The following is a 22,248-nucleotide window of genomic DNA, read 5'->3' on the forward strand; positions in this document are numbered from 1 at the left end:
GCGAAATCATGCACAAATGGGCGATGCTGCAACGCCCAGCCGCTGCCTTGTCATCGACGCCCGAGCAACTCGGCAAGCGGGCACGCCGCGCCTGGCTGCTGTTTGCGGCGATCGCTCTGGTGATCGTGGCGACGGCGCTTACCGGTGCCGGCCTCTATGCGCGCCGGGCCGAGGTCGCAACGCTGGCGGCGCAAGGCCGCACCGATGCCAATCTGAAGGTTGCGCTGCTGCGCGCGGTGCTGGAAAGCCCGCGGGCGCTGCCGCTGCTTTTGTCGGAAGACCAGCAGGTGCATGACGCCCTGCAAGACAAAGGCGCGGTCGCGATCGACGTGCTCAACCGCAAGCTCGAAGGGCTGGTCTCCGGCACCAAGGCTTCGGTGCTCTATGTCACCGGTGTCGACGGGTTCGCGATTGCCTCCAGCAACTGGCGCGAGGCTACCAGCTTCGTCGGCAACGACTATGGTTTCCGCGCCTACTTCTCCGGCGCCATGCAATCCGGAACCGCCGAGTATTTCGCTCTCGGCAACACCAGCAAGCGCCCGGGCCTCTACATTTCGCGGCGCGTCGGCAATGCGGCAGCACCGCTCGGCGTCGTCGTCGTCAAGATGGAGTTCGACCAGCTCGAAGCCGACTGGCACGAAGCAAACCGCCCGGCCTATGTGAGCGACGACCATGGCGTCGTGCTGATCGCCAGCGTGCCGTCCTGGCGCTTCATGACTACGGCGCCGCTGGCCGGTCCGGTGGCTGCCGCCATCCGGGGCAGCCAGCAATTCGGCAACGCGCCGCTGATCCCCTTGCCGATCACCCATCCCGAGGCACTGAGCCCTGACGTGTCGATGGTGCATGCGATAACGCCAGGCGGCAGCGATGCCGAATATCTCAGGCTTTCGACATTGGTCCAGTCGACGCCATGGCGGCTGGATTATCTCGTCCCGGCCGAAGCGCCGATCGCGGCTGCGGTGCGCGAAATGCGGCTGCTGGCGCTTGGCGTCGTGGTGCCGCTGCTGGCGCTGGCCGGCTATCTCCTGTGGCGCCGGCAGTCGGCGCAGATGCGCATTGCCGCCGAACAGGCGGCGCGCATCGAGCTCGAGCGCCGCGTCGTCGAGCGGACGCATGACCTCAGCCTCGCACGCGACCGGCTGCAAGCCGAGATCACCGACCATCGCAGCACCGAGGCCAAGCTGCAGGTCATGCAGCAGGAGCTGGTGCAGGCCAACCGTCTTGCCACCCTCGGCCAGGTTGCCGCCGGTGTCGCGCATGAGATCAACCAGCCGGTGGCGACCATCCGCGCCTATGCCGACAATGCCCGCGTGTTCCTGGAGCGCAAGCAGAGCGGACCGGCCGAGGAAAACCTTGGCGCGATCGCAGCACTTACCGAGCGCATCGGCGGCATCACCGAGGAACTGAAAGCCTTTGCCCGCAAGGGCCGCACTGCGGCCGAGCCGGTCGAATTGCGCGGCGTCATCGAAGGCGCGGTCGTGCTCCTCAGGAGCCGTTTTGCCGGCCGGCTGGAGGCGCTCGATATCACGCTGCCGCCGGCCACGCTCAAGGTGATGGGCAACCGGCTGCGGCTGGAGCAGGTGCTGATCAATCTGTTCCAGAACGCGTTGGAAGCGCTGGAGGGCCGCGACGGTGCCAAGGTGCTGATATCAGCCGACGAAACCGCCGGCGGCGTGGCGCTTGTCGTCGCCGACAATGGACCGGGCATTCCGGACGCCGTCCTCAAATCGCTGTTTACACCGTTCAACACGTCGAAGGAAAAGGGCCTCGGGCTCGGCCTCGTCATCTCGCAGGACATCGTCGCCGACTATGGCGGACGCATCGAGGTGGCGAGCGGCAGAGACGGCACGCGCTTCACCGTTCACCTCGCCAGGGCTCAATGATGGACACGGTCATCCTGATCGACGACGACAGCGAATTGCTGAGAGCCACGCGGCAGACGCTGGAGCTGGCCGGCTTTTCGGTGTCGGCCTTTGCGACTGCGGCCGAGGCGCTGGCCGGGCTCGACGCCAATTTTCCCGGCGTGGTGGTGTCCGACATCCGCATGCCCGGGATCGACGGCCTGCAGCTCTTCGACCGCGTCCTGCAGCTCGATCCCGACATTCCGGTCATCCTGGTCACCGGGCACGGCGACATCGCGGTTGCGGTCAAGGCGATCAAGGACGGCGCCTATGATTTCATCACCAAGCCGTTCGCCGCCGACCGGCTGGCGCAAAGTGTGGCGCGGGCGGCGGAAAAGCGCCGGCTGGTGATGGAGAACCGGGCTTTGCGCGAGGGCGCCGAGCAGGCGCAGGACGGGCTGCCGCTGATCGGACAGACGCCGGCGATGGAGCGGCTGCGCCGCACACTCAGACAGATCGCCGACACCGATGTCGACGTGCTGGTAACCGGCGAGACCGGCTCCGGCAAGGAAGTGGTGGCGAGCCTGCTGCATCGCTGGAGCCGTCGCGCCAGGGGCAATTTCGTCGCGCTGAATTGCGGCACGCTGCCGGATACCGTCATCGAAAGCGAATTGTTCGGCCATGAGCCCGGCGCCTTCACCGGCGCGCAGAAGAAGCGCATCGGCCGCATCGAGCATTCGAGCGGCGGCACGCTGTTCCTCGACGAGATCGAAAGCATGCCGGCCTCGACCCAGGTACAGATGCTCAGGGTGCTGGAAATGCGCGAGGTGACGCCGCTCGGCACCAACGAGATCCGGCCGGTGGATCTGCGTGTCGTCGCCGCCGCCAAGGTCGATCTCGGCGACCCCGGCCAGCGCGGCGCCTTTCGCGAGGACCTCTATTACCGGCTCAATGTGGTGACGATCTCGATCCCGCCGCTGCGGGAACGCCGCGACGACGTCGCCCTGCTGTTCTTCTACTTCGCCGAGCGTGCAGCCGCCCGCTTCCGCCGTCAAATGCCTGCCGTGCCTGCTTCGGTGCACCGCTATCTCAGCCAGCATGACTGGCCGGGCAATGTGCGCGAACTCGCGCACTTTGCCGAGCGTTTCGTGCTTGGGCTGGAGGAAGTGGGTCAGGCGCCGCCTTCCGCTTCGGCAGAATCGGATGCCGCCGGTTCGCTACCGGAACGCCTGGAACGCTATGAGGCCGATGTGATCCGCGAGACACTTGGCCGCAATGACGGCGATGTCCGGCGCACGATCGAGGCGCTCGGCATCCCGCGCAAGACCTTCTACGACAAGCTGCAGCGGCACGGCATCGTGCGCAGCGATTTTTCCAGGTAATTCAGGGGTGTGAGCCCAAGCATGGCGGATTTTGCAACCCTGTCCGAAAAAACCGTGGCAAGTCGGCATCAGAAGGTGTTGAAGACCGCATCGGCCGCCTTCGGCAAGGCGCGATCCGGTTGCGCTCGGCGGATGTTGATGATTTGTTGCCGGTCAGCGGAGAATGAGTGATGCGAGAACCTGTCGGTCAAGATGAGTATGGGTCGACCAATCCGTTCGATCCGGACGATCTGCCGAATTTGAACGCAATCGGCCCGGCCATGGGCGGTGGTAATGACTTTGAGAAATACGCCGTCGCCGTGATCATCGTCTTCGGCGCGCTGATCATTGGCGGCCTGATGGCCGCGGCCATGGCCTTCGGCCACCGCAACGGCTTCCTGTTCGCGCTTGGCGGCGCGACCGCCGCCTGGATATCGGGTAACGCGCTGCTGCTCGACCGGCCGCGCATCTACGCGCTGTTCGTTGGCATCGCGGCGCTGATGCTGGTTGGATCGACCCTGACGCTCGTCCTCTGATCGATCTTTGTTTGATCTAGTATCCGAGAGCCTCGCCGGATTTGGCGCGGCTGTCGATGGCGCCATTATAGCGGGCGCCGCCGCCCTTCTCGATTTCCGCCAGGCTCTTGCCGCCGACCAGGATGCCGGCCGCCTGGCCCCAGGTCGAATCAGCGAGATCGAGGTGGTAGCCCATGCCGGACAGCAGCCTTTCGGTGTCCGGCGACAGGCCGAACGGTTCGACATAGACCGTATCTGGCAGCCACTGATGGTGGATACGCGGCGCGTCGATCGCCTCCTGGATGTTCATGCCGTGGTCGATAACGTTGACGATGGCTTCCAGCGTGATGGTGATGATGCGTGAGCCGCCGGGGCTGCCGATGACCATGAACGGCTTGCCGTCCTTGGCCACGACAGTCGGGCTCATCGATGACAGCGGCGTCTTCTTCGGCTGGATCGCATTGGCCTCGCCCTGGACCAGACCATAGAGATTGGGCACGCCGGGCTTCTGGGTGAAATCGTCCATCTCGTTGTTGAGCAGGATGCCGGTGCCGTCGGCAACGACGCCGGCGCCGAACGAGCCGTTCAGCGTATAGGTGACCGCGACCGCGTTGCCGTCATTGTCGATGATCGAATAATGCGTCGTTTCCTTCGACTCACCAAAGCCCTTCGGCATCAGATCCTGAGAGACCCCCGCCCGGAACGGATCGATCTTGTCGCGAATGTCCTTGGCATACCCGTTGTCGAGTAGCTTCGAGACCGGGTTGTCGACGAAATCGGGATCGCCAAGCGCCGAGTTGCGGTCGACATAGGCGTGGCGCATCGCCTCGACCATGACATGCACCGTATCGGCTGAGCCGGGGCCGAGATAGGACAGCGGATAACCCTCCAGCACGTTGAGGATTTCGCAGATGATGACGCCACCCGAGCTCGGCGGCGGCGAGGATGTGATCTCGTAGCCGCGATAGGTGCAGCTCACCGGCTTCAGTTCGCGCACTGCGTATTGCTCGAAATCGGCCTTGGCGAGAATGCCGCCCTTGGCGCCGCTCGCCTTGACGATGGCATCGGCGATGGCGCCTTTGTAGAAGGCGTCAGTGCCTTTTTCGGAAATGGCGGCGAGCGAGGCTGCAAGATCGGGCTGGAGGAGACGCTCGCCGGCGCCATAGGGCTTGCCGTCGGGCTTCAGGAAGATGGCGGCCGCGGCAGGGTCCTTCGCCAGCCGAGCGGTATTGCTTGCGAATGAGGCGGCGTCGCCCTGGTCGAGAATGAAGCCATCCTTGGCATAGGCAATTGCCGGCGCCATCAAGTCCTCGCGGGTCTGCGTGCCATATTTTTCGCGCGCCATCTCGAAACCTGCCACGGAACCCGGCACGCCGACCGCGAGATAGCCATCGAGGCTGGCGCCCTTCACCGGCTTGCCGTCCTTGTCGAGATACATGGTCTTGGTTGCCGCAAGCGGCGCGCGCTCGCGGAAATCGAGGAAGGTCGATTTGCCGTCCTTGAAGCGGATGGTCATGAACCCCCCGCCGCCGATATTGCCGGCATTAGGGTAGAGGACCGCGAGCGCATAGCCGACGGCGACCGCGGCATCGACGGCATTGCCGCCCTTCTTCAGCACCTCGACGCCGACTTCCGACGCCAGATGCTGGGCGGTCACAACCATACCGTGCTCGCCCTTGGACGGCTGCGGGGAAGCGGCATGGAGAGCGGCGGAAGGCGCGAGCGCAATTGCGAGCGAAAGGGTGACGCCAATCAGCGTCCGGCGGGTCAAGGGCATGGCGGTGCTCCTGGCATTGGGTGCGCCTAGGAAAGACCCTCGGGATGGATGAGTCCAGTCAATAGTGACGGTCGGCGATACGTCACACCCCCCTCTGTCCTGCCGGACATCTCCTCCGCAAGGGGGGAGATTGGATATCTATCCAAGGTTTCGCCAATCTTTGGCGTTGAAGAGAAGGCTAGGCGTCGGAATTGCTAATCTCCCCCCCTCGAGGGAGATTAGCCAAACTCAAACAATCCCGCCGCTGCCACCCGCAACCGCCGGCCGTTCCGCCGCGACCTTCGCCCGGTAGCCCGCCGCCCGGTAGGCGGCGACCGGATCAATGGCGCCGCCGGTCTTCAGCCGCGCCATGGCCAGGATCGGCTCGACATCGGTGCGGTAGGCGGCTTTCAGTGTCTGCGTCGCCATCAGCGCGTCATTGCCGTCCTGAAAGCCTTCGAGTGCCTTGCGGTCGACCAGCAGCGCCTGCGCATAGGCACGCTGCACCTCGACCGCCGACAGCATCAGGCTTTCGATCGGGTCGGTGACGTTGTGGCTCTGGTCGAGCATATGGGCGGGGTCGAAACCTTCGGCGCCCGAAAGTTCGGCGTCGACCAGTTCGTTGAAGACGAGGAACAGACGGTAGGGGTCGATCGAACCGGCGTCGAGATCGTCGTCACCATATTTCGAATCGTTGAAGTGGAAGCCGCCGAGTTTCTTGAACTGGATCAGCCGCGACACGATCATCTCGATGTTGACGTTGGGCGCATGGTGGCCGAGGTCGACCAGGCAGAACGCCTTGTCGCCGAGCTCCTTGGCGATCATGTAATTGGTGCCCCAATCCTGCACGACGGTGGAATAGAACGCCGGCTCATACATCTTGTGTTCGGTGAACAGCTTCCAGTCGGCGGGCAGGCCGGCATAGACTTGCTTCATCGCGTCGAGATAGCGTTCGAAGGCCTTGGCGAAATTGACCTGGCCAGGAAAGTTCGAACCATCGCCGATCCACACCGTCAGCGCTTTGGAACCAAGCGTCTTGCCGATCTCGATGCATTCGAGATTGTGCTCGACCGCTTGCCGGCGGGTGCCGGCATCGGCATGCGACAGCGAACCGAACTTGTAGGAGAGTTGTTGGTCCCTAGCATCCGAGAAGGTGTTGGAGTTCATGGCGTCGAAGCTGAGGCCGAAACGCGAGGCCGCCTGCTTCAGCCGGTTCGGATCGGCCTTGTCCCAAGGAATGTGCAGCGAGACGGTCGGTGTCGCCTGCGTCAACTGGCTGATGACGGCGCAGTCCTCGATCTTGTCGAAGATATCGCGCGGCTCGCCGGCGCCGGGAAAGCGGGCGAAGCGGGTGCCGCCGGTGCCAACGCCCCAGGACGGGATGGCGATGGCGAATTTCTCGACCTTGTCGCGGATGGAGTCGATGGCGATGCCGCGGCGGTCGAGGCGTTCGCCAAGCGAGGCGTAGTCGCTCTCGAGGTCGGATTTGCGGGCGGCGTTGTGCTTGGCGACGAGGTCGGCGGAAATGATGGTTTCGGACAAGTGCAATTCCTCCCAAATGCGTTCTGTCAGCGCTGCCCCTCATCCGGCCCTTCGGGCCACCTTCTCCCCGTATAGTGACGGGGAGAAGGGGAGCGCTCCACCACTTGCTCAGCGCGTAAAGCTCTGCGCGTTGCCGGCGTCGACGTTGATGATGTTGCCGGTGGATTTGGCCGACATGTCGGAGGCGAAGAAATAGATCGCTTCGGCGATATCTTCCGGAAACACCGAACGCTTCAGCATCGAGCGCGAGCGGTAGTGCTCCTCCAGATCGTCGGACGACATTTTGTAGGCGGCGGCGCGCTGTTCCTTCCACTCGCCGGTCCAGATTTTCGAGCCGCGCAGCACGGCGTCCGGATTGACGACATTGACCCTGATCTGGGCTTCCGCGCCTTCCAGTGCCAGGCAGCGCGCGAGATGGATCTCGGCCGCCTTGGCGGTGCAATAGGCGGCGGCGTTGGGCGAGGCGGCAAGGCCGTTCTTGGAGGCAACGAAGACGACATTGCCGCCGATCTTCTGGGCGCGGAACAGCCGGAAGGCTTCGCGCGAGACCAGGAAATAGCCGGTCGACAGTATGTCCATGTTCTTGTTCCACAGCGCCAGCGTCGTCTCCTCGATCGGCGCCGAGGAAGCAAGGCCTGCGTTGGAGACAAGGATGTCGATGCCGCCGAACTCGACCGATGTTTCGGCAAAGCCGGAGACGACCTGTTCCTCCGCGGTGACGTTGATCAGCACCGGCCGGACGAAGTCCTTGCCATAGGCCTTCGACAACTCGTCACTGGCGCTGGCAAGTGCCGTCTCGTCGATATCGGCCAGCACGACGCAGGCGCCTTCGCGCAGCAGGCGGTTGGCGGTGGCGCGGCCAATGCCGCCGGCGCCGCCGGTGACAAGAGCGATCTGGCCGGCGAGCGATTTCGGCTTCGGCATGCGCTGCAGCTTCAGGTCCTCGAGCAGCCAGTATTCGATGTCGAAGGCTTCCTGTGCAGGCAAGCCGACATAGGATGAGACGGTCGATGCGCCGCGCATGACGTTGATGGCGTTGACGTAGAATTCGCCGGAGATGCGCGCCGTCGCCTTGTCGCCGGCGAAGGTGAACATGCCGACGCCGGGCATCAGATAAACGACAGCATTGGGATCTCGGATGGCGGGCGAATCCGGATGCTTGCAGCTGTCGTAATAGGCCTGGTAGCCGACACGATAGGCGGCAATGTCGTCGGCGAGGCGCGCGATGACAGCATCGACGTCGGGCTTTGCCGGATCGAACTCGATCACCAGCGGCCGGATTTTTGTGCGCAGGAAGTGATCCGGGCATGAGGTGCCAAGGGCGGCCAGCGGACGCAAATCCCTGGAGTTGACGAATTCGAGCACGGCGGCGGAATCGTCGAAATGGCCGAGCTTGTGGCTCTTTTCCGAGATCAGGCCGCGTATCCTCGGCATCAGTTTTGCCGCAATGGCGCGGCGTTCCACAGCGTCGAGCGATTTGACGACTTCGCCGCCGAAGATGGCGAGGCCTTCGGAGCGGCGCTCGAACCATTCGATCGCCTGGTTGATGACCGAAATCGTCGTCTCGTAGCACTCCTTGGGGGTGTCGCCCCAAGTGAACAGGCCGTGGCTTTCCAGGATGACGCCCTTGGCATCGGGATGTTCGACACAGAATTTCTCCAACCACAGGCCGAGTTCGAAGCCCGGCCGCTTCCACGGCAGCCAGCCGATGGCATCGCCGAAGATCTCCTTGGTCAGCGCTTTGGAATCCTTCGCGGCGGCAACCGCGATGATGGCATCGGGATGCATATGGTCGACAAATGGCTTCGGCACATAGGCGTGCAGCGGCGTGTCGATCGAGGCCGCTCGTGGGTTTAGATTGAACGTGCAGTGCGGCAGGAAGCCGACCATCTCGTCCTCGTGCTCGACGCCGCGATAAAGGCCTTTCAGCGCCCGCAGCTTGTCCATGTAGAGCGTTGCGAAGCCGTCCAGCTTGATCGAGGCGCTGTCGCCACCGGAGCCCTTGACCCATAGCACTTCGACGTCAGCGCCGGTGAGCGGGTCTTTCTGCCGGATCTTGGACGAGGTGTTGCCGCCGCCATAGTTGGTGACGCGCTTGTCGGAGCCGAGCGTGTTCGAGCGATAGACCAGAAGCTCAGGCTCGCTCAGCCCTTCGGCTTTCGCATCGTCCCACAGATTGGCAAGGCGCGAGCCGGAGCGCTTGTCGAGCATGATTATCCTCCCTGGGACGCAAAAAGGCGCAGTCCATTTTGCCGGAAATGTCTACGCAAGCAGGTCCGTTGTCAATCATAAACGATCAAGATCGATCATATTGCACTGCACAATGAAATTATATGACTGGAAATGATTGACACTGGTTGTTTTCTAGTGCCTCATGACCGTGCAGGGAGGAACCATGCACGAAAAAGAGCGCCACAGGATCATTCTGTCCGCCGTCCAGGAAAAGCCTGTGGTGACGGTGCAGGAAATGGTCGACCTGACGGACTCTTCCGAGGCGACGATCCGGCGCGACATCGCGGCTCTCCACGTGCAAAAACGCCTGCGCCGGGTGCGCGGCGGCGCCGAGGCGATCTCGCCACCACAGTTCATCGGCCTCGCCGGCCGGCCCTTCTCCGTCAATGAAACGCTCAATGCCTCACAGAAGCGCGCGATTGCGCGCGAAGCGGTCGAGCTGTGCAAGGATGGCGAGCCGATCATCATCAATGGCGGCACCACGACCTTCCAGATGGTGCATTTCCTGACCGGCCGCCGCATGCCGATCTTCACCAATTCGTTCCCGATCGCCGAGCATCTGCTCAAGCACTCGAAGAACACGGTGATGCTGTCGGGCGGCACCATCTACCGCGAGCAGAACATCATCCTGTCGCCCTTCGACAATGACGTGACGCGCAATTTCTATGCGCGCCGCATGTTCATGGGGGCGCAGGGGCTCGGCCCGCTCGGCCTGATGGAAGGCGATCCGCTGCTGATCCAGGCGGAGCAGAAACTGATCGACCAGGCCGACGAGCTGGTGGTTCTGGTCGATTCCTCGAAGTTCCGCCAGCGCTCCAGCCTGATCCTGTGCGGGCTCAAGCGCATCGCCACCGTCATCACCGATGACGGCATCGAGGATCGCGAAGCCAACATGCTGGAGACCGCGGGTGTGACGCTGATCGTCGCCCGCAAATCGGCAAAGGAAGAATCTTCGCTGCAGGCCTGAGACCAACTCGCGCCCGCAGCGGCGATGAAATGCAACGCTCAAGGGAGGAAACACGATGAGCTTCTTGAAGAAATTGATGGTGACGGCGGCATTCTCGGCCGCCATGTTCGTGAATGCCGCCTATGCCGAAAACGTCAAGATCGCGCTGGTGGTGAAGTCGCTCGGCAACGGCTTCTTCGATGCCGCCAACAAGGGCGCCGAAGAGGCGGCCAAGGAACTCGGCGATGTTGACATCATCTACACCGGCCCGACCAAGGCGACCGCCGAAGCGCAGATCGAAGTGGTCAATTCGCTGATCGCGCAGAAGGTCAACGCCATCGCGATTTCGGCCAATGACGCCGACGCGCTGGTGCCGGTGCTGAAGAAGGCGATGGAGCGCGGCATCACCGTCATCTCGTGGGATTCGGGCGTCGCCAAGGAAGGCCGCCAGCTGCACCTCAACCCGTCCGACACCGGCCTGATCGGCGAGACCATCATCAAGCTCGCCGCCGACTATCTGCCCGAAGGCGGCGAGGTCGCCATCCTGTCGGCTTCGTCGACCGCAACCAACCAGAACGCCTGGATCGACGCGGCCAAGAAAATCCTGCCGGAGAAGTTCCCCAAGATCAAACTCGTCGCCACCGTCTATGGCGACGACGACTCGGCCAAGAGCACCGACGAAGCCAAGGGCCTGCTGAAGTCTTACCCGAACCTCAAGGCGATCATCGCGCCGACCACCGTCGGCGTCGTTGCCGCAGCCCAGGTCGTCACCGACGCGAACCTGATCGGCAAGGTCAATGTCACGGGTCTGGCACTGCCGTCCGAGTTCAAGAAGTTCATCGACAACGGCTCCAGCCAGGCGGTTGCGCTGTGGAACCCGATCGACCTCGGCTACTCCGCCGTCTACCTCGCGCATGACCTGGCGGTGAAGAAGGAAGAGGCGAAGCCTGGCGCGACACTGTCCATCGGCCGCGTCGGCAAGGTCACGCTCGACGACTCTAACTCGGCTGCGATGGCTCCACCCTTCCAGTTCGACAAGACCAACATCGAAAAGTTCTCCAAGATCTATTGATCCTGGCGTCCTTCGATCTTACGCGGCGGGACCAAAATCCCGCCGCGACTTTAAACGGACCTTGTTTCAGGGCTTGATACGGAAATGGACACGACAGCCCAGCACGGCACGGTGAAGGAGGAGCCCTCGGCTCCTGCCCCGCGCCTGACGCTGTCCGGCGTCTCCAAGAGCTTTCCCGGCGTGCGCGCACTCCACAATGTCAGCCTGTCGCTTTATCCCGGCCAGGTGACCGCGCTGATCGGCGAGAACGGCGCCGGCAAGTCGACGCTGGTCAAGATCATGACCGGCATCTACCAGCCGGATGCGGGCACAATCAGCATTGACGGCCAGGCCGTCGCTCTACCCAGCGCGCATGCCGCCTTTGGCCACGGCGTCACCGCCATCCATCAGGAAACCGTGCTGTTCGACGATCTTAGCGTCGCCGAAAACATCTTTCTCGGCCATGCGCCGCGCACACGCTTCGGCACCATCGACTGGCGCATGATGCGCAAAAACGCCCGCGAAGTACTCGACACCATGCATGCTGGGCATATCGACGCCGATGCGCGGCTGAAGGATCTTGGCATCGCCAACAAGCATCTCGTGGCCGTCGCGCGCGCCATGTCGATCGATGCGCAGATCGTCATCATGGATGAGCCGACTGCTGCCCTTTCGATGAAGGAGATCGAGGAGCTTTTCCTGCTGATCGAATTCCTCAAGGAGGAGGGCAAGGCGATCCTGTTCATCAGCCACAAGTTCGACGAGATCTACCGCATTGCCGACCGCTATACGGTGTTTCGCGATGGCGAGATGGTTGGCGAAGGGCTGATCAAGGACGCCGGCCAGAGCCAGATCGTGCGCATGATGGTCGGCCGCTCGGTCGACCAAATCTTTCCGCAGCGCAAGGCCGAGATCGGCGCGCCGGTGCTGTCGGTCTCCGGCCTGTCGCACCCGACCGAATTCAACGACATCGGCTTCGAGCTGCACAAGGGCGAGATCCTCGGCTTCTACGGTCTGGTCGGCGCCGGGCGCAGCGAGGTGATGCAGGCGATCTCGGGCATCACCCGCACATCGGGCGGCACGATCACGCTGGAGGGCAAGGTGATCGCGCCGAAATCGGCGGCAGATTCGATCGAAGCTGGCATCGTCTATGTGCCGGAAGAACGCGGCAAGCAAGGCGTGGTGATCGGCCTGCCGATCTTCCAGAATGTCTCGCTGCCTTCGCTCAAGCGCACCTCCAAATCCGGCCTGCTGCGACTGGCCGAGGAGTTTTCGCTCGCCCGCTCCTACACCGAGCGGCTCGACCTCAGGGCCTCCTCGCTCAGCCAGGATGTCGGCACGCTGTCGGGCGGCAACCAGCAGAAGATCGTCATCGCCAAATGGCTGGCGACCGCGCCCAAGGTGATCATCCTGGACGAGCCGACCAAGGGCATCGACATCGGCTCCAAGGCCGCCGTGCACGGCTTCATGGCTGAGCTGGTGGCGCAGGGCCTGTCGGTGATCATGGTGTCGTCGGAACTGCCCGAGATTCTCGGCATGTCGGACCGTGTCGTCGTCATGCGTGAAGGCCTCGTCGCGGCGGTCTACGACAATGAGGGCCTCGATGCCGAGACGCTGGTCCGCACGGCCGCGGGGATCGCGGCATGAAGGCGTTTCTCAAATACCGCGAGATCTGGCTGGCCGCGGCGATCATCGTGCTGATCGGGCTTATCTCGACGCGCTTCCCGGCCTTCGCCGACCCTGGCAATCTCGCTCAGGTGTTCAACGACACGTCGATCCTGATGATCCTGGCGCTGGGACAGATGGTTGTCATCCTGACCCGGTCGATCGACCTGTCGATGGCCTCCAACCTCTGTTTCACCGGCATGGTGGTGGCGATGCTGAACGCCGCGCATCCGGCGATCCCGATCCCGCTGCTGATCGTTATCGCGCTCGCCGTCGGGCTGGTGCTCGGCGCCATCAACGGTCTGCTGGTATGGCGGCTCAACATCCCCTCGATCGTGGTGACATTGGGCACGCTGACCATCTATCGCGGCGCTACTTTCGTCCTGTCCGGCGGCGCCTGGGTCAATGCCGACAAGATGAGCCCGGAGTTCATCGGCTTCCAGCGCGCGGCCTTCCTTGGCATCCCGGTTCTGTCCTGGATCGCCATCCTGGTCATCGCGCTGTTCTTCGTCGTGATGACCCGCACCGCGCTCGGCCGCTCGATCTACGCCATCGGCGTCAACCCGACGGCCTCGGTCTATGCCGGCATCGATGTCGGCCGAACCAAATTCATCGTCTTCTGCATCTCCGGCATGATCGGCGGTCTCTCAGGCTACCTCTGGATCTCGCGCTATGTCATCGCCTCGGTCGAGGTCGCCAATGGCTATGAGCTCAACATCATCGCCGCCTGCGTCATCGGCGGCATCTCGATTGCCGGCGGCATCGGCTCGGTCGGCGGCGCGGTGTTGGGCGCGCTGTTCCTCGGCATCATTTCCAACGCGCTGCCGGTGATCAACATCTCGCCCTTCTGGCAGATGGCTATTTCGGGCAGCGCCATCATCCTGGCCGTCGTGCTCAACGCGCGCGGCGAACGCCAGCAGGGCCGTATCATCCTGCGGAAAGCGGAGGCGGCATGAGCGACGTCCCCGCCCCACGCCACATTCCCGACCGGCTCGACAAGCCGCTCCGCTCGGCGATCTTTTCCTGGGAGGCGCTGCTGGTCGTGGTGGCGGTCGCCATCTTCGCCATCAACAGTTTCGCCTCGCCCTATTTCCTCGATGCCTACTCGCTATCGGACCTGACCTTCAACTTCACCGAGAAAGGCCTGATCGCCTTTGCCATGGCGCTGCTGATCATTTCGGGCGAGATCGACCTGTCGGTCGCCGCAATCATTGCACTCGCCTCGACCATGATGGGCATGGCGGTGCAGGCCGGCGCGGATACACCTGTGCTGGTGCTGATCGGCATCGTCGTCGGGCTCGGCTGCGGCGCCTTCAACGGGCTCTTGGTGACAAGGCTCGGCCTACCCTCCATCGTCGTCACCATCGGCACGATGAGCCTGTTTCGCGGCATCGCCTTCATCATCCTCGGCGACCAGGCCTACAAGGGCTATCCCGAGAGCTTCGCCTTCTTCGGCCAGGGCTATGTCTGGTGGGTGGTGTCGTTCGAACTGGTGCTCTTCCTCATCGCAGCGGTCGTCTACTGGTTCCTGCTGCATTGCACGAGCTTCGGCCGCCGTGTCTTTGCCATCGGCAACAATCCGGTCGCGGCACAGTTTTCCGGCGTGCGTGTCGGCCGTATCAAATTCATCCTGTTTTGCCTGACCGGGCTGATGGCCGGCATCGCCTCGGTGCTGATCACCTCGCGTCTCGGCTCGACGCGGCCGTCGATTGCGCAGGGCTATGAGCTCGAAGTCATCACCATGGTGGTGCTCGGCGGCGTCAGCATCTTGGGCGGCTCCGGCAGCATTTTGGGCGTCGTGCTCGCCGCCTTCATCATGGGGCTGGTGACCTTTGGGCTCGGCCTGCTCAACGTGCCTGGCATCGTCATGTCGATCTTCATCGGCCTGTTGCTGATCATCGTCATCGCGCTGCCGATCATCTGGCGGCGGCTGCGCGGTAACAGCTGATGGCCGAGAAATACGCGTTCAAGATGAAGCTCAAACCCGGCATGAAAGCCGAGTACAAGCAGCGCCACGACGAGATCTGGCCGGCACTGGTGGCGCTGCTGAAAGAAGCCGGCGTCTCGGATTATTCGATCCATCTCGATGAAGAGACCAACATCCTGTTCGGAGTGCTGTGGCGGCGCGACGATCATGGCATGGCCGACCTGCCGAAACATCCGGTGATGCAGCGCTGGTGGGCCCACATGGCCGACATCATGGAAACGACGTCCGACAACGAGCCTGTGGCCGTGCAGCTGGAAACAGTGTTCCATATGGCATGAGTGGGCTGCGCCATATCGCCGTCATCGACATCGGCAAGACCAACGCCAAGGTGGCGCTGGTCGATCTCGTCACGCTGAGCGAGATGGCGCTGCGCCGCATGGCCAATGCGCCGGTGCGGCAAGCGCCCTACCCGCATCACGATGTCGAGGCGCTGTGGACGTTCATCCTCAACAGCCTGACCAGCCTCAACCGCGAGCAGCGCATCGACGCGATTTCTATCACCACCCATGGTGCGACCGGCGCGCTGGTCGATGCCGCCGGCGAGTTGGTGCTGCCGGTCCTAGACTACGAGTTCGACGGACCCGACAGGCTGGCGACGGAGTATGATGCGATCCGTCCGCCCTTCGCCGAGACCGGTACGCCGCGCCTGCCGCTTGGCCTCAATCTCGGTGCGCAGTTCTTCTGGCAGCAGAAGCGTTTTCCCGCCGAATTCGCCAAGGCGACGGCGATGCTGATGTATCCGCAATACTGGGCTTTGCGCCTGACCGGCATCGCCGCCAACGAAGTGACATCGCTCGGCTGCCATACCGATCTATGGAACCCGTGGACGGCGGATTTTTCCTCGATGGTCGACAGCCTGGGTTGGCGCAGTCTGATGGCGCCGGTGCGGCCGGCCAGGGACCGGCTGGGACCTATCCTGCCGGCGCTTGCCGCACGAACGGGGCTTGATCCGCAGACGCCGGTGTTCTGTGGCCTGCACGATTCCAACGCCTCGCTGCTGCCGCATCTCCTGTCCGATGCACCGCCCTTCTCGGTAGTTTCGACCGGCACCTGGGTGGTGTCGATGGCGGTCAGGGGCAGAGAGATTGCGCTCGATGCCGCGCGCGACACGCTGGTCAATGTCAATGCGCTCGGTGCTCCCGTACCCTCCGCTCGCTTCATGGGTGGTCGTGAGTTTTCCGTGCTGACCAAGGACGAGCCGCAGGATTGCAGCGGCAGCGACGTGCTAGCCGTTCTGACAAAAAAGATGCAGCTTCTGCCGTCAACGCAGCAGGGATCGGGACCCTTCCCGCACCATGCCGCGGCGTGGCTCAATACCGACGGCATCAGCAAAAGCGAGCGCTTCGCCGCCATCTCGTTCTATCTGGCGCTGATGACGGCGACCTGCCTCGACCTGATCGGCGCCGACGGCCCGACCACGGTGGAAGGACCCTTTGCCCGCAACCGCCTCTTTGTCGGCATGCTGGCCGCAGCGACCGGGCGCACCGTCATCGCCTCCGAGGCGGCCACCGGCACCAGCATCGGCGCCGCGCTGCTGGCAACGGATCAAGTAACAGCGCATGACAAAGGCGAGAGAATAGAGCCGCAGACCGACCCGGTCTGGGCCGGCTATGTCAGCGCGTGGCGCAAGGCGGTCGAAGCGCAGGGCTGATCAGAGGATCCGCTTGCCGAAGGCCGACATGACGAAGCTGACGGCGTCGGTGGCGATTCTGGGTTCGAGGTCGGCCGCAAGGCCCGAAACATCCATCGATAGCAGCCCACCCGACAGCGCGATCGCTTCCATCGCCTGATGCGTTTCGCGCACCGTCAGTCCACCGGAGCCTGCCGCCCAGCCAGCGAATTCGGTGGCCGTTGGCGAATAGCTGACGTGAAAGCCTTGCGTGCCCGACGTCGCGATGCGGATCGCCTCATGCATCAGGTCGCGCATACCCATGGCGTCGATGTCGGTCATGGTGAAGGCGGAAACGCGCGAATCTTTCAGCACCCTCGCTTCGGCCGGATCGGCGTGGCGCAGGCCGATGATGACGACATTTTCCGGCGACAGCTGCGGCTGCAGCGCGCCGGCCTTGTGATCGAGACCAAGTGTGCGCGCCAGCACCGAGACCTCCGGCAGCTCGCTGCCCTCTTCGTCCTCAGGCATCAGGGCGGCGATGGAATCGATCCAGATCAGGCCGAAGGAATGCGTCGCGCGCGCCGTTGCGGTCAGTGCTTTGTGGGCGATACGGCGGTCGGCGCCGGCAGCGAGACGGATCAAACCTGATGGTGGCCGTTCGATATCGGCCAGCTCGACGACGTCGAGATTCATCGCCTCCAGCCGCGCGCCGGTTCCCTCTCGCGCGAGGATGCCAGCGGCTTCCTGTTCGGCCGAGATCGACACCATCTTGCGGCCGGAGAAATCCGCGACGTCGTGCATCGGGGCTTTTTCGACATATTCGGAGGTCATCGCCAAAAGCATGGCGCCATAATTCATGCGGAAGGCGACGCGGTCGCCAACGGCTGGCCGCGGATCGGCGTCCTGCACGTCGAGCAGCAGGTGGTCGCTGGAAGCGCCGAGCACCCTCACCCCCTTGGCGATCGGCGTCAGCCCTTCGACCAGCACATCCTCGCGGCCGATGTTGGCGATGGCGCGCAGCCGGTCACCCTCGTCAGGAAAGACGGGCTGGTTGCCGAAGGCGTCGTAGCCGGATTCGCCGATCGGCCTCGATGGCTTGAGCTTGACCTCGATAATATCGCTGGTCAGCCGGCAGGCATCGGGTTCGAGTTCCGGCCACGGCACGTCGCGGAACGTCTCGATACCGCCTTGCAGGATCGCTTCGCCGACTCTCAGATTGTTGATGCCGGCGGGCAGCTTGCCTTCGAGCAGCAGCGTCAGCGACGACGAGGCGCCGCCGGAAATGAAGTCGAGGCTTCTGCCGGAGAGGCGCTCAGTCTTGTAGGCATGGGCGACGAGTTGCCCGAGATTCTCCGGCGTCGGCATGATGGCGCCGAAACAGCCGAGATTGGTGCCGATGCCTGCGATGCGCACGCCCTTGAACGCCAGGATCTGTTCGACGGTGGGGATGAGGTCGCTGGGCCAAATGCCCTCACGGAGATCACCGAGATCGATCATCAGCATGATGTCGTGGACGCGGCCCATGCGCTCGGCGATGCGCGATATCTCTCGGATGGTGGTCAGCTCCGACTGAAGGCTGATGTCGACGGTGCGCACCACTTCCTCGACGCGCGCCATGGGCGGGCTGCGCAACAGCATGATAGGCGCATTGATGCCGCTGTCGCGCAGCCGGCGGATGTTTTCGAAACGCGATTCGGCGATGCCAGCAACGCCGCCGCGCAACATGGCGCGCGCCACTTGCGGCATGCCGCAGGTGCCCTTGGTGACGCCGAAGACCTTGATGCCCGACAGTGCGCAGCGCTCGACGATGGTGCGCGCGTTGCGCTCGATGCGGCCAAGGTCGATGGCGACTTGCGGTCCCGACATACCTAGCCTCCGTAGACCAGACCTTGCGGGTCGATCTCGGGCTTGCGGCCGGCGACGAGGTCGGCCAGGAATTTGCCGGAGCCGCAGGCCATGGTCCAGCCGACATGGCCGTGGCCGGTGTCGAGATAGAGGTTGTTGTAACGCGCCTGGCCGATGACTGGCACCGAGTTCGGCATCATCGGCCTGAGGCCCGCCCAGAGTTCGGCCTTCCTCTCGTCGAAAGCGCCGGGGAAGAGATCCTTGCCGGTCCTGAACATGGTGGCAAAGTCGCTTGGCTTGTGGGTGCGGTCAAAGCCGGTGAATTCGGCGGTCGAGGCCAGCCGCAAGCGGTTGCCTAGCCTGGAATAGGCCATCAATTGATCCTCGTCGGCGCCACCCATGGTCGGGCCTTTGCCCTCGTCCTCCAGCGGTATGGTCGCGGTATAGCCCTTGACCGGATAGACCGGCAGGTCGATGCCGTAGCTGCGGCCAAGCAGGCCGCTTTCCGGCCCCATCGAGATCACCACCGCATCACCAATGACCGGGCCAGCAGAGGTGATCACCGCGCGCACGCGGTCGCCTTCGATATCGAGGCCCTCGACTGTCGTGCCGTAGAGAAATCTTACGCCGAGCTTCTCGGCGGCATAGGCGGCGAGCTTTTCCACGAACTGCCGGGAATCGCCGGTCTGATCGATCGGCGAATAGACCCCGCCGGCGATCTTTTCCTTCACCCCGGCCAAACCGGGTTCCAGCTCGATCAACCGGTCGCGGCCGACGATCTCGATCGGCAGGCCATGCTCTGCGAGATAACGGTAATTGTCCGTGCCGGTGTCGAGACTGTGCTGCGAGCGGAAGAAATAGAGAATGCCCTTCTTGCGCTCGTCGTAGTGGATGCCGGTATCGGCGGAGATGGCATTGATGCAGTCGCGCGAATAGAGTGCCAGCCGTAATTTGACCTGGCTGTTGGCGCGTAGCCGCGCCACCGTGCATTGGCGCAGAAAACGCAGGCTCCAGGCGAGGAAATAGGGATCGAAGCGCAGCCTGACTTTGATGCCGAGATCATGATTCCAGAGCGCGCGCAGAAAAGTCTTCAGCGCTGCCGGCGAGGCCCAGGCGGTGGCATCGCCCGGCGATACCAGGCCGGCATTGGACTGGCTGGTGCCGCGTGCCGGCGCCGGATGGCGCTCGACCACGGTGACCTCGTGGCCGTCGGCCGCCAGATAATAGGCCGCCGCCGTCCCGACAACGCCGGCTCCGAGCACCGTTATCTTCATGCCATCCCCCAAAAGCTCCTCGCGGTGCAGCGCCTCCACGCTGCATCAGCGAATGCCTTCAATAGCGCTTCGCCGCGCGCCTTGCGAGCCCTTGGGGGCGTCTGGGCTCAGCCACGCGCGGAGTTCTTGCCGGTCAGGATGCGTTCCCAGGCGAGCGCGTCGGCGACGATCTGGTCGAGATCGTCGCGCTGCGGGGTCCAGCCGAGTTCGGCGCGCGCAAGGTCAGAATTGGCGACGATGGCGGCGGCGTCGCCGGGGCGCCGGCCACCCATCTTGACCTCGAAATCGCGGCCGAAGGCGCGTCGCACACTGTCGATGACCTCGAGCACCGAATAGCCATGGCTGTAGCCGCAATTGGCGACGAGGCTGCTGCCGCCGGCGCGCAGGCGCTGCAGCGCCAGGCGATGCGCCGCGGCCAGGTCGCTGACATGGATATAGTCGCGCATGCAGGTGCCGTCCGGCGTCGGATAGTCGGTGCCGAACACCTGCATGAACGGGCGCTTGCCGAGCGCGGTCTCACAGGCGACCTTGATCAGATGGGTGGCGCCAGGCGTCGACTGGCCTGTGCGGCCCCTGGGATCGGCGCCGGCGACGTTGAAATAGCGCAACGCCGTGTAGCGCAACGGATGGGCAAGTGCTGCATCGCGCAGCATCCATTCGCTCATCAGCTTGGACAGGCCGTAGGGCGATTCCGGGGCCAGGCGGGCATCCTCGCGCACCGGCTCAAGGCCGGCGCCGCCATAGACGGCGGCGGTGGAGGAGAAGATGAAATTGGGCACGCCCTCTCTTATCGCGGTTTCGATCAGCGTGCGGGTCTTCGAGGTGTTGTTCTCGTAATAGGCGAGCGGATCGGTAACCGATTCCGGCACCACGATCGAGCCGGCGAAATGGATGATCGCGTCGACCTTGTTCTCCCGGATGATCGAGCCGACCAGTTCCTTGTCGGCGACATCGCCGACAACCAGCTTGGCCTCCGGCGCCACCGCCCATTCGAAGCCGGTGGAGAGCCGGTCGAGAACGACGACGCTCTCACCGGCATCCAGCAGTTCCCAGACCATGTGGCTGCCGATATAGCCGGCGCCGCCTGTCACCAAAACCGTCATTCCGTATCCTCGCTATTCAAGATTTATCGGAAACTGTCTCAAATGCCGCCTTACTGGAAAGACCGCCGCAGGGCTATACAAGACCGGTATGTTAAGTCCGTAACAGTCTCAGCGGCCCAAGGCATCGTAGTGAAACAAAGTTGATGCACATCAAGGGAATAGGGCACGATCCCGGATCGTTAGGAACAGTGGCGGGGCGTGGCATTTTGACCAAACAGGCCCGGTGGACGACGAATGAGCCAATGATTATGATCCCGCGCAAAACTGGGAAGGCGACATGAACTATCAGCGGTTCTTCGAGGAAGCGATCGACCAGCTCCATGCCGAGCGACGCTACCGCGTCTTCGCCGATCTCGAGCGCATTGTCGGCAGGTTTCCGCGCGCCATCTGGCGTTCCAATGGTCGCGCCGAGGAAATCACCGTCTGGTGCTCCAACGACTATCTCGGCATGGGCCAGAACCCCGATGTCATCGCCGCGTTCCAGAATGCGGCCAGCAAGATGGGCTCGGGCGCCGGCGGCACCCGCAACATTTCCGGCACCAGCAACCCGCTGGTCGAGCTCGAAGCGGAACTGGCCGACCTGCACGACAAGGAAGCGGCCCTGGTCTTCACCTCCGGCTTCGTCTCCAACGAAGCCTCGATCTCGACCATTGCGCGTCTGTTGCCCAACTGCCTGATCATCTCGGACGAGCTGAACCACGCTTCGATGATCGAGGGCGTGCGGCGCTCGGGCGCCGAAAAGAAGATTTTCCGCCACAATGACGTCGCGCATCTGGAAAGCTTGCTGCAGGCGGCGGGCCGCGAACGCGCCAAGCTTATCGTCTTCGAGAGCGTCTATTCGATGGATGGCGACATTGCGCCGATCAAGCAGATCGTCGAACTGGCCGAACGCTACAATGCCATGACCTATGTCGACGAGGTCCATGCCGTCGGCATGTACGGACCGCGCGGCGGCGGCATCACCGAGCGCGAGGGACTGGCCGACCGCATCGACATCATCGAAGGCACGCTCGCCAAGGCGTTCGGGACGCTGGGCGGCTATATCGCCGGCAACAGCGCCGTCATCGACGCGGTGCGCTCCTATGCGCCGGGCTTCATCTTCACCACGGCGCTGCCGCCGGCGATCGCCGCTGCCGCCACCACCTCTATCCGCCACCTGAAGCGCTCGCAGGCCGAACGCGATGCGCAGCAGCGCCAGGCGTTGCGGACCAAAGAGGTTCTCAGCGCCGCCGGCCTGCCGGTGATGGAGTCGCCGACGCATATCGTGCCGGTGCTGGTCGGTGACCCCGAACTTTGCAAGATGGCCAGCGACCGCCTGCTAGGCGTGCACGGCATCTACATCCAGCCGATCAACTACCCGACCGTGCCGCGCGGCACCGAGCGGCTGCGCATCACGCCGACGCCGTTCCATACCGATGCGTTGATTGCGGGACTGCAGGACGCGCTGGTCGAGACCTGGGATGCGCTCGGCATTCCCTACGGCTCCGCCGGACGGCCTTCCGTGGCCAAGAGCGACCG

Annotated in this window: 17 protein-coding genes; 11 read left to right on the plus strand and 6 right to left on the minus strand. The window is 63.6% G+C overall.

What is annotated here, in order from left to right:
• Window positions 1-23: 23 nt before the first annotated feature.
• From AC1D1B_RS25145 to AC1D1B_RS25155, 3 genes are all read left to right on the plus strand, one after another.
• Window positions 24-1,883 (plus strand): sensor histidine kinase, encoded by a 1,860-nt coding sequence (locus AC1D1B_RS25145; protein ID WP_477335369.1) that lies wholly within the window; start codon window positions 24-26, stop codon window positions 1,881-1,883.
• Window positions 1,883-3,223: a sigma-54-dependent transcriptional regulator gene (locus tag AC1D1B_RS25150; RefSeq protein WP_477335371.1), complete on the plus strand. Its 1,341-nt coding sequence runs from the start codon at window positions 1,883-1,885 to the stop codon at window positions 3,221-3,223. The genes AC1D1B_RS25145 and AC1D1B_RS25150 overlap by 1 nt, the downstream gene beginning before the upstream one ends.
• Window positions 3,224-3,393: 170 nt before the next feature.
• Entirely contained in the window at window positions 3,394-3,738 is a 345-nt protein-coding gene (locus AC1D1B_RS25155) for a hypothetical protein (RefSeq protein ID WP_477335373.1), read from the plus strand.
• Window positions 3,739-3,754: 16 nt separating this feature from the next.
• Here the strand turns inward: AC1D1B_RS25155 and ggt are convergent, their stop codons facing one another.
• The 3 genes from ggt to AC1D1B_RS25170 all read right to left on the minus strand — a co-directional run bounded on the left by ggt (window position 3,755) and on the right by AC1D1B_RS25170 (window position 9,226).
• Window positions 3,755-5,494, minus strand: a complete 1,740-nt coding sequence (gene ggt, locus AC1D1B_RS25160; RefSeq protein ID WP_477335375.1) for a gamma-glutamyltransferase — start codon at window positions 5,492-5,494, stop codon at window positions 3,755-3,757.
• Between the two features lie 228 nt (window positions 5,495-5,722).
• A complete protein-coding gene (gene rhaI / locus AC1D1B_RS25165; protein WP_477335377.1) occupies window positions 5,723-7,015 on the minus strand; it encodes an L-rhamnose catabolism isomerase in 1,293 nt (430 codons plus the stop codon).
• 108 nt (window positions 7,016-7,123) lie between these two features.
• Window positions 7,124-9,226, minus strand: coding sequence for a bifunctional rhamnulose-1-phosphate aldolase/short-chain dehydrogenase (locus AC1D1B_RS25170; protein ID WP_477335379.1), 2,103 nt, complete (start codon window positions 9,224-9,226; stop codon window positions 7,124-7,126).
• A 184-nt stretch (window positions 9,227-9,410) separates the two neighbouring features.
• Here AC1D1B_RS25170 and AC1D1B_RS25175 point away from each other — a divergent pair, with 184 nt between their 5' ends.
• The 7 genes from AC1D1B_RS25175 to AC1D1B_RS25205 all read left to right on the plus strand — a co-directional run bounded on the left by AC1D1B_RS25175 (window position 9,411) and on the right by AC1D1B_RS25205 (window position 16,547).
• On the plus strand, window positions 9,411-10,214 hold the full coding sequence (locus AC1D1B_RS25175) for a DeoR/GlpR family DNA-binding transcription regulator (RefSeq protein WP_112397709.1): 804 nt from the start codon (window positions 9,411-9,413) through the stop codon (window positions 10,212-10,214).
• Window positions 10,215-10,269: 55 nt separating this feature from the next.
• Window positions 10,270-11,265: a rhamnose ABC transporter substrate-binding protein gene (rhaS, locus tag AC1D1B_RS25180; protein WP_181056220.1), complete on the plus strand. Its 996-nt coding sequence runs from the start codon at window positions 10,270-10,272 to the stop codon at window positions 11,263-11,265.
• 84 nt (window positions 11,266-11,349) lie between these two features.
• Entirely contained in the window at window positions 11,350-12,891 is a 1,542-nt protein-coding gene (locus AC1D1B_RS25185) for a sugar ABC transporter ATP-binding protein (protein WP_477335382.1), read from the plus strand.
• Window positions 12,888-13,865, plus strand: coding sequence for an ABC transporter permease (locus AC1D1B_RS25190; RefSeq protein ID WP_477335384.1), 978 nt, complete (start codon window positions 12,888-12,890; stop codon window positions 13,863-13,865). The genes AC1D1B_RS25185 and AC1D1B_RS25190 overlap by 4 nt, the downstream gene beginning before the upstream one ends.
• Complete coding sequence (locus AC1D1B_RS25195) at window positions 13,862-14,857, plus strand: ABC transporter permease (protein WP_477335386.1); 996 nt, start codon at window positions 13,862-13,864, stop codon at window positions 14,855-14,857. Before AC1D1B_RS25190 ends, AC1D1B_RS25195 begins: the two co-directional genes overlap by 4 nt.
• The gene (gene rhaM, locus AC1D1B_RS25200) at window positions 14,857-15,174 is read left to right on the plus strand and encodes an L-rhamnose mutarotase (RefSeq protein WP_477335388.1); all 318 of its coding nucleotides are present in this window, start codon (window positions 14,857-14,859) and stop codon (window positions 15,172-15,174) included. Before AC1D1B_RS25195 ends, rhaM begins: the two co-directional genes overlap by 1 nt.
• On the plus strand, window positions 15,171-16,547 hold the full coding sequence (locus tag AC1D1B_RS25205; RefSeq protein WP_477335390.1) for an FGGY-family carbohydrate kinase: 1,377 nt from the start codon (window positions 15,171-15,173) through the stop codon (window positions 16,545-16,547). Before rhaM ends, AC1D1B_RS25205 begins: the two co-directional genes overlap by 4 nt.
• On the opposite strand, the gene AC1D1B_RS25210 is transcribed toward AC1D1B_RS25205, so the two are convergent.
• The 3 genes from AC1D1B_RS25210 to galE all read right to left on the minus strand — a co-directional run bounded on the left by AC1D1B_RS25210 (window position 16,548) and on the right by galE (window position 20,730).
• Window positions 16,548-18,374, minus strand: coding sequence for an alanine racemase (locus tag AC1D1B_RS25210; protein WP_477335392.1), 1,827 nt, complete (start codon window positions 18,372-18,374; stop codon window positions 16,548-16,550).
• A gap of 2 nt (window positions 18,375-18,376) precedes the next feature.
• On the minus strand, window positions 18,377-19,627 hold the full coding sequence (locus AC1D1B_RS25215; RefSeq protein WP_477335394.1) for a D-amino acid dehydrogenase: 1,251 nt from the start codon (window positions 19,625-19,627) through the stop codon (window positions 18,377-18,379).
• A gap of 107 nt (window positions 19,628-19,734) precedes the next feature.
• The gene (gene galE / locus AC1D1B_RS25220; protein WP_477335396.1) at window positions 19,735-20,730 is read right to left on the minus strand and encodes a UDP-glucose 4-epimerase GalE; all 996 of its coding nucleotides are present in this window, start codon (window positions 20,728-20,730) and stop codon (window positions 19,735-19,737) included.
• Window positions 20,731-21,007: 277 nt separating this feature from the next.
• Here galE and hemA point away from each other — a divergent pair.
• Window positions 21,008-22,248 (plus strand): 5-aminolevulinate synthase (hemA, locus tag AC1D1B_RS25225; RefSeq protein WP_477335398.1); only part of this gene is annotated, 1,241 nt, incomplete at its 3' end.

This window comes from Mesorhizobium sp. P2_C5_2 (genome assembly GCF_056404535.1).

Coding starts and splice junctions, on each gene's coding strand:
- AC1D1B_RS25175 (WP_112397709.1), top strand. CDS start 9,411: ATGCACGAAAAAGAGCGCCACAGGATCATTCTGTCCGCCGTCCAGGAA.
- AC1D1B_RS25215 (WP_477335394.1), bottom strand. CDS start 19,627: ATGAAGATAACGGTGCTCGGAGCCGGCGTTGTCGGGACGGCGGCGGCC.
- AC1D1B_RS25205 (WP_477335390.1), top strand. CDS start 15,171: ATGAGTGGGCTGCGCCATATCGCCGTCATCGACATCGGCAAGACCAAC.
- AC1D1B_RS25195 (WP_477335386.1), top strand. CDS start 13,862: ATGAGCGACGTCCCCGCCCCACGCCACATTCCCGACCGGCTCGACAAG.
- galE (WP_477335396.1), bottom strand. CDS start 20,730: ATGACGGTTTTGGTGACAGGCGGCGCCGGCTATATCGGCAGCCACATG.
- AC1D1B_RS25190 (WP_477335384.1), top strand. CDS start 12,888: ATGAAGGCGTTTCTCAAATACCGCGAGATCTGGCTGGCCGCGGCGATC.
- AC1D1B_RS25150 (WP_477335371.1), top strand. CDS start 1,883: ATGGACACGGTCATCCTGATCGACGACGACAGCGAATTGCTGAGAGCC.
- AC1D1B_RS25155 (WP_477335373.1), top strand. CDS start 3,394: ATGCGAGAACCTGTCGGTCAAGATGAGTATGGGTCGACCAATCCGTTC.
- AC1D1B_RS25210 (WP_477335392.1), bottom strand. CDS start 18,374: ATGTCGGGACCGCAAGTCGCCATCGACCTTGGCCGCATCGAGCGCAAC.
- AC1D1B_RS25185 (WP_477335382.1), top strand. CDS start 11,350: ATGGACACGACAGCCCAGCACGGCACGGTGAAGGAGGAGCCCTCGGCT.
- AC1D1B_RS25170 (WP_477335379.1), bottom strand. CDS start 9,226: ATGCTCGACAAGCGCTCCGGCTCGCGCCTTGCCAATCTGTGGGACGAT.
- ggt (WP_477335375.1), bottom strand. CDS start 5,494: ATGCCCTTGACCCGCCGGACGCTGATTGGCGTCACCCTTTCGCTCGCA.
- AC1D1B_RS25145 (WP_477335369.1), top strand. CDS start 24: ATGCTGCAACGCCCAGCCGCTGCCTTGTCATCGACGCCCGAGCAACTC.
- rhaS (WP_181056220.1), top strand. CDS start 10,270: ATGAGCTTCTTGAAGAAATTGATGGTGACGGCGGCATTCTCGGCCGCC.
- rhaM (WP_477335388.1), top strand. CDS start 14,857: ATGGCCGAGAAATACGCGTTCAAGATGAAGCTCAAACCCGGCATGAAA.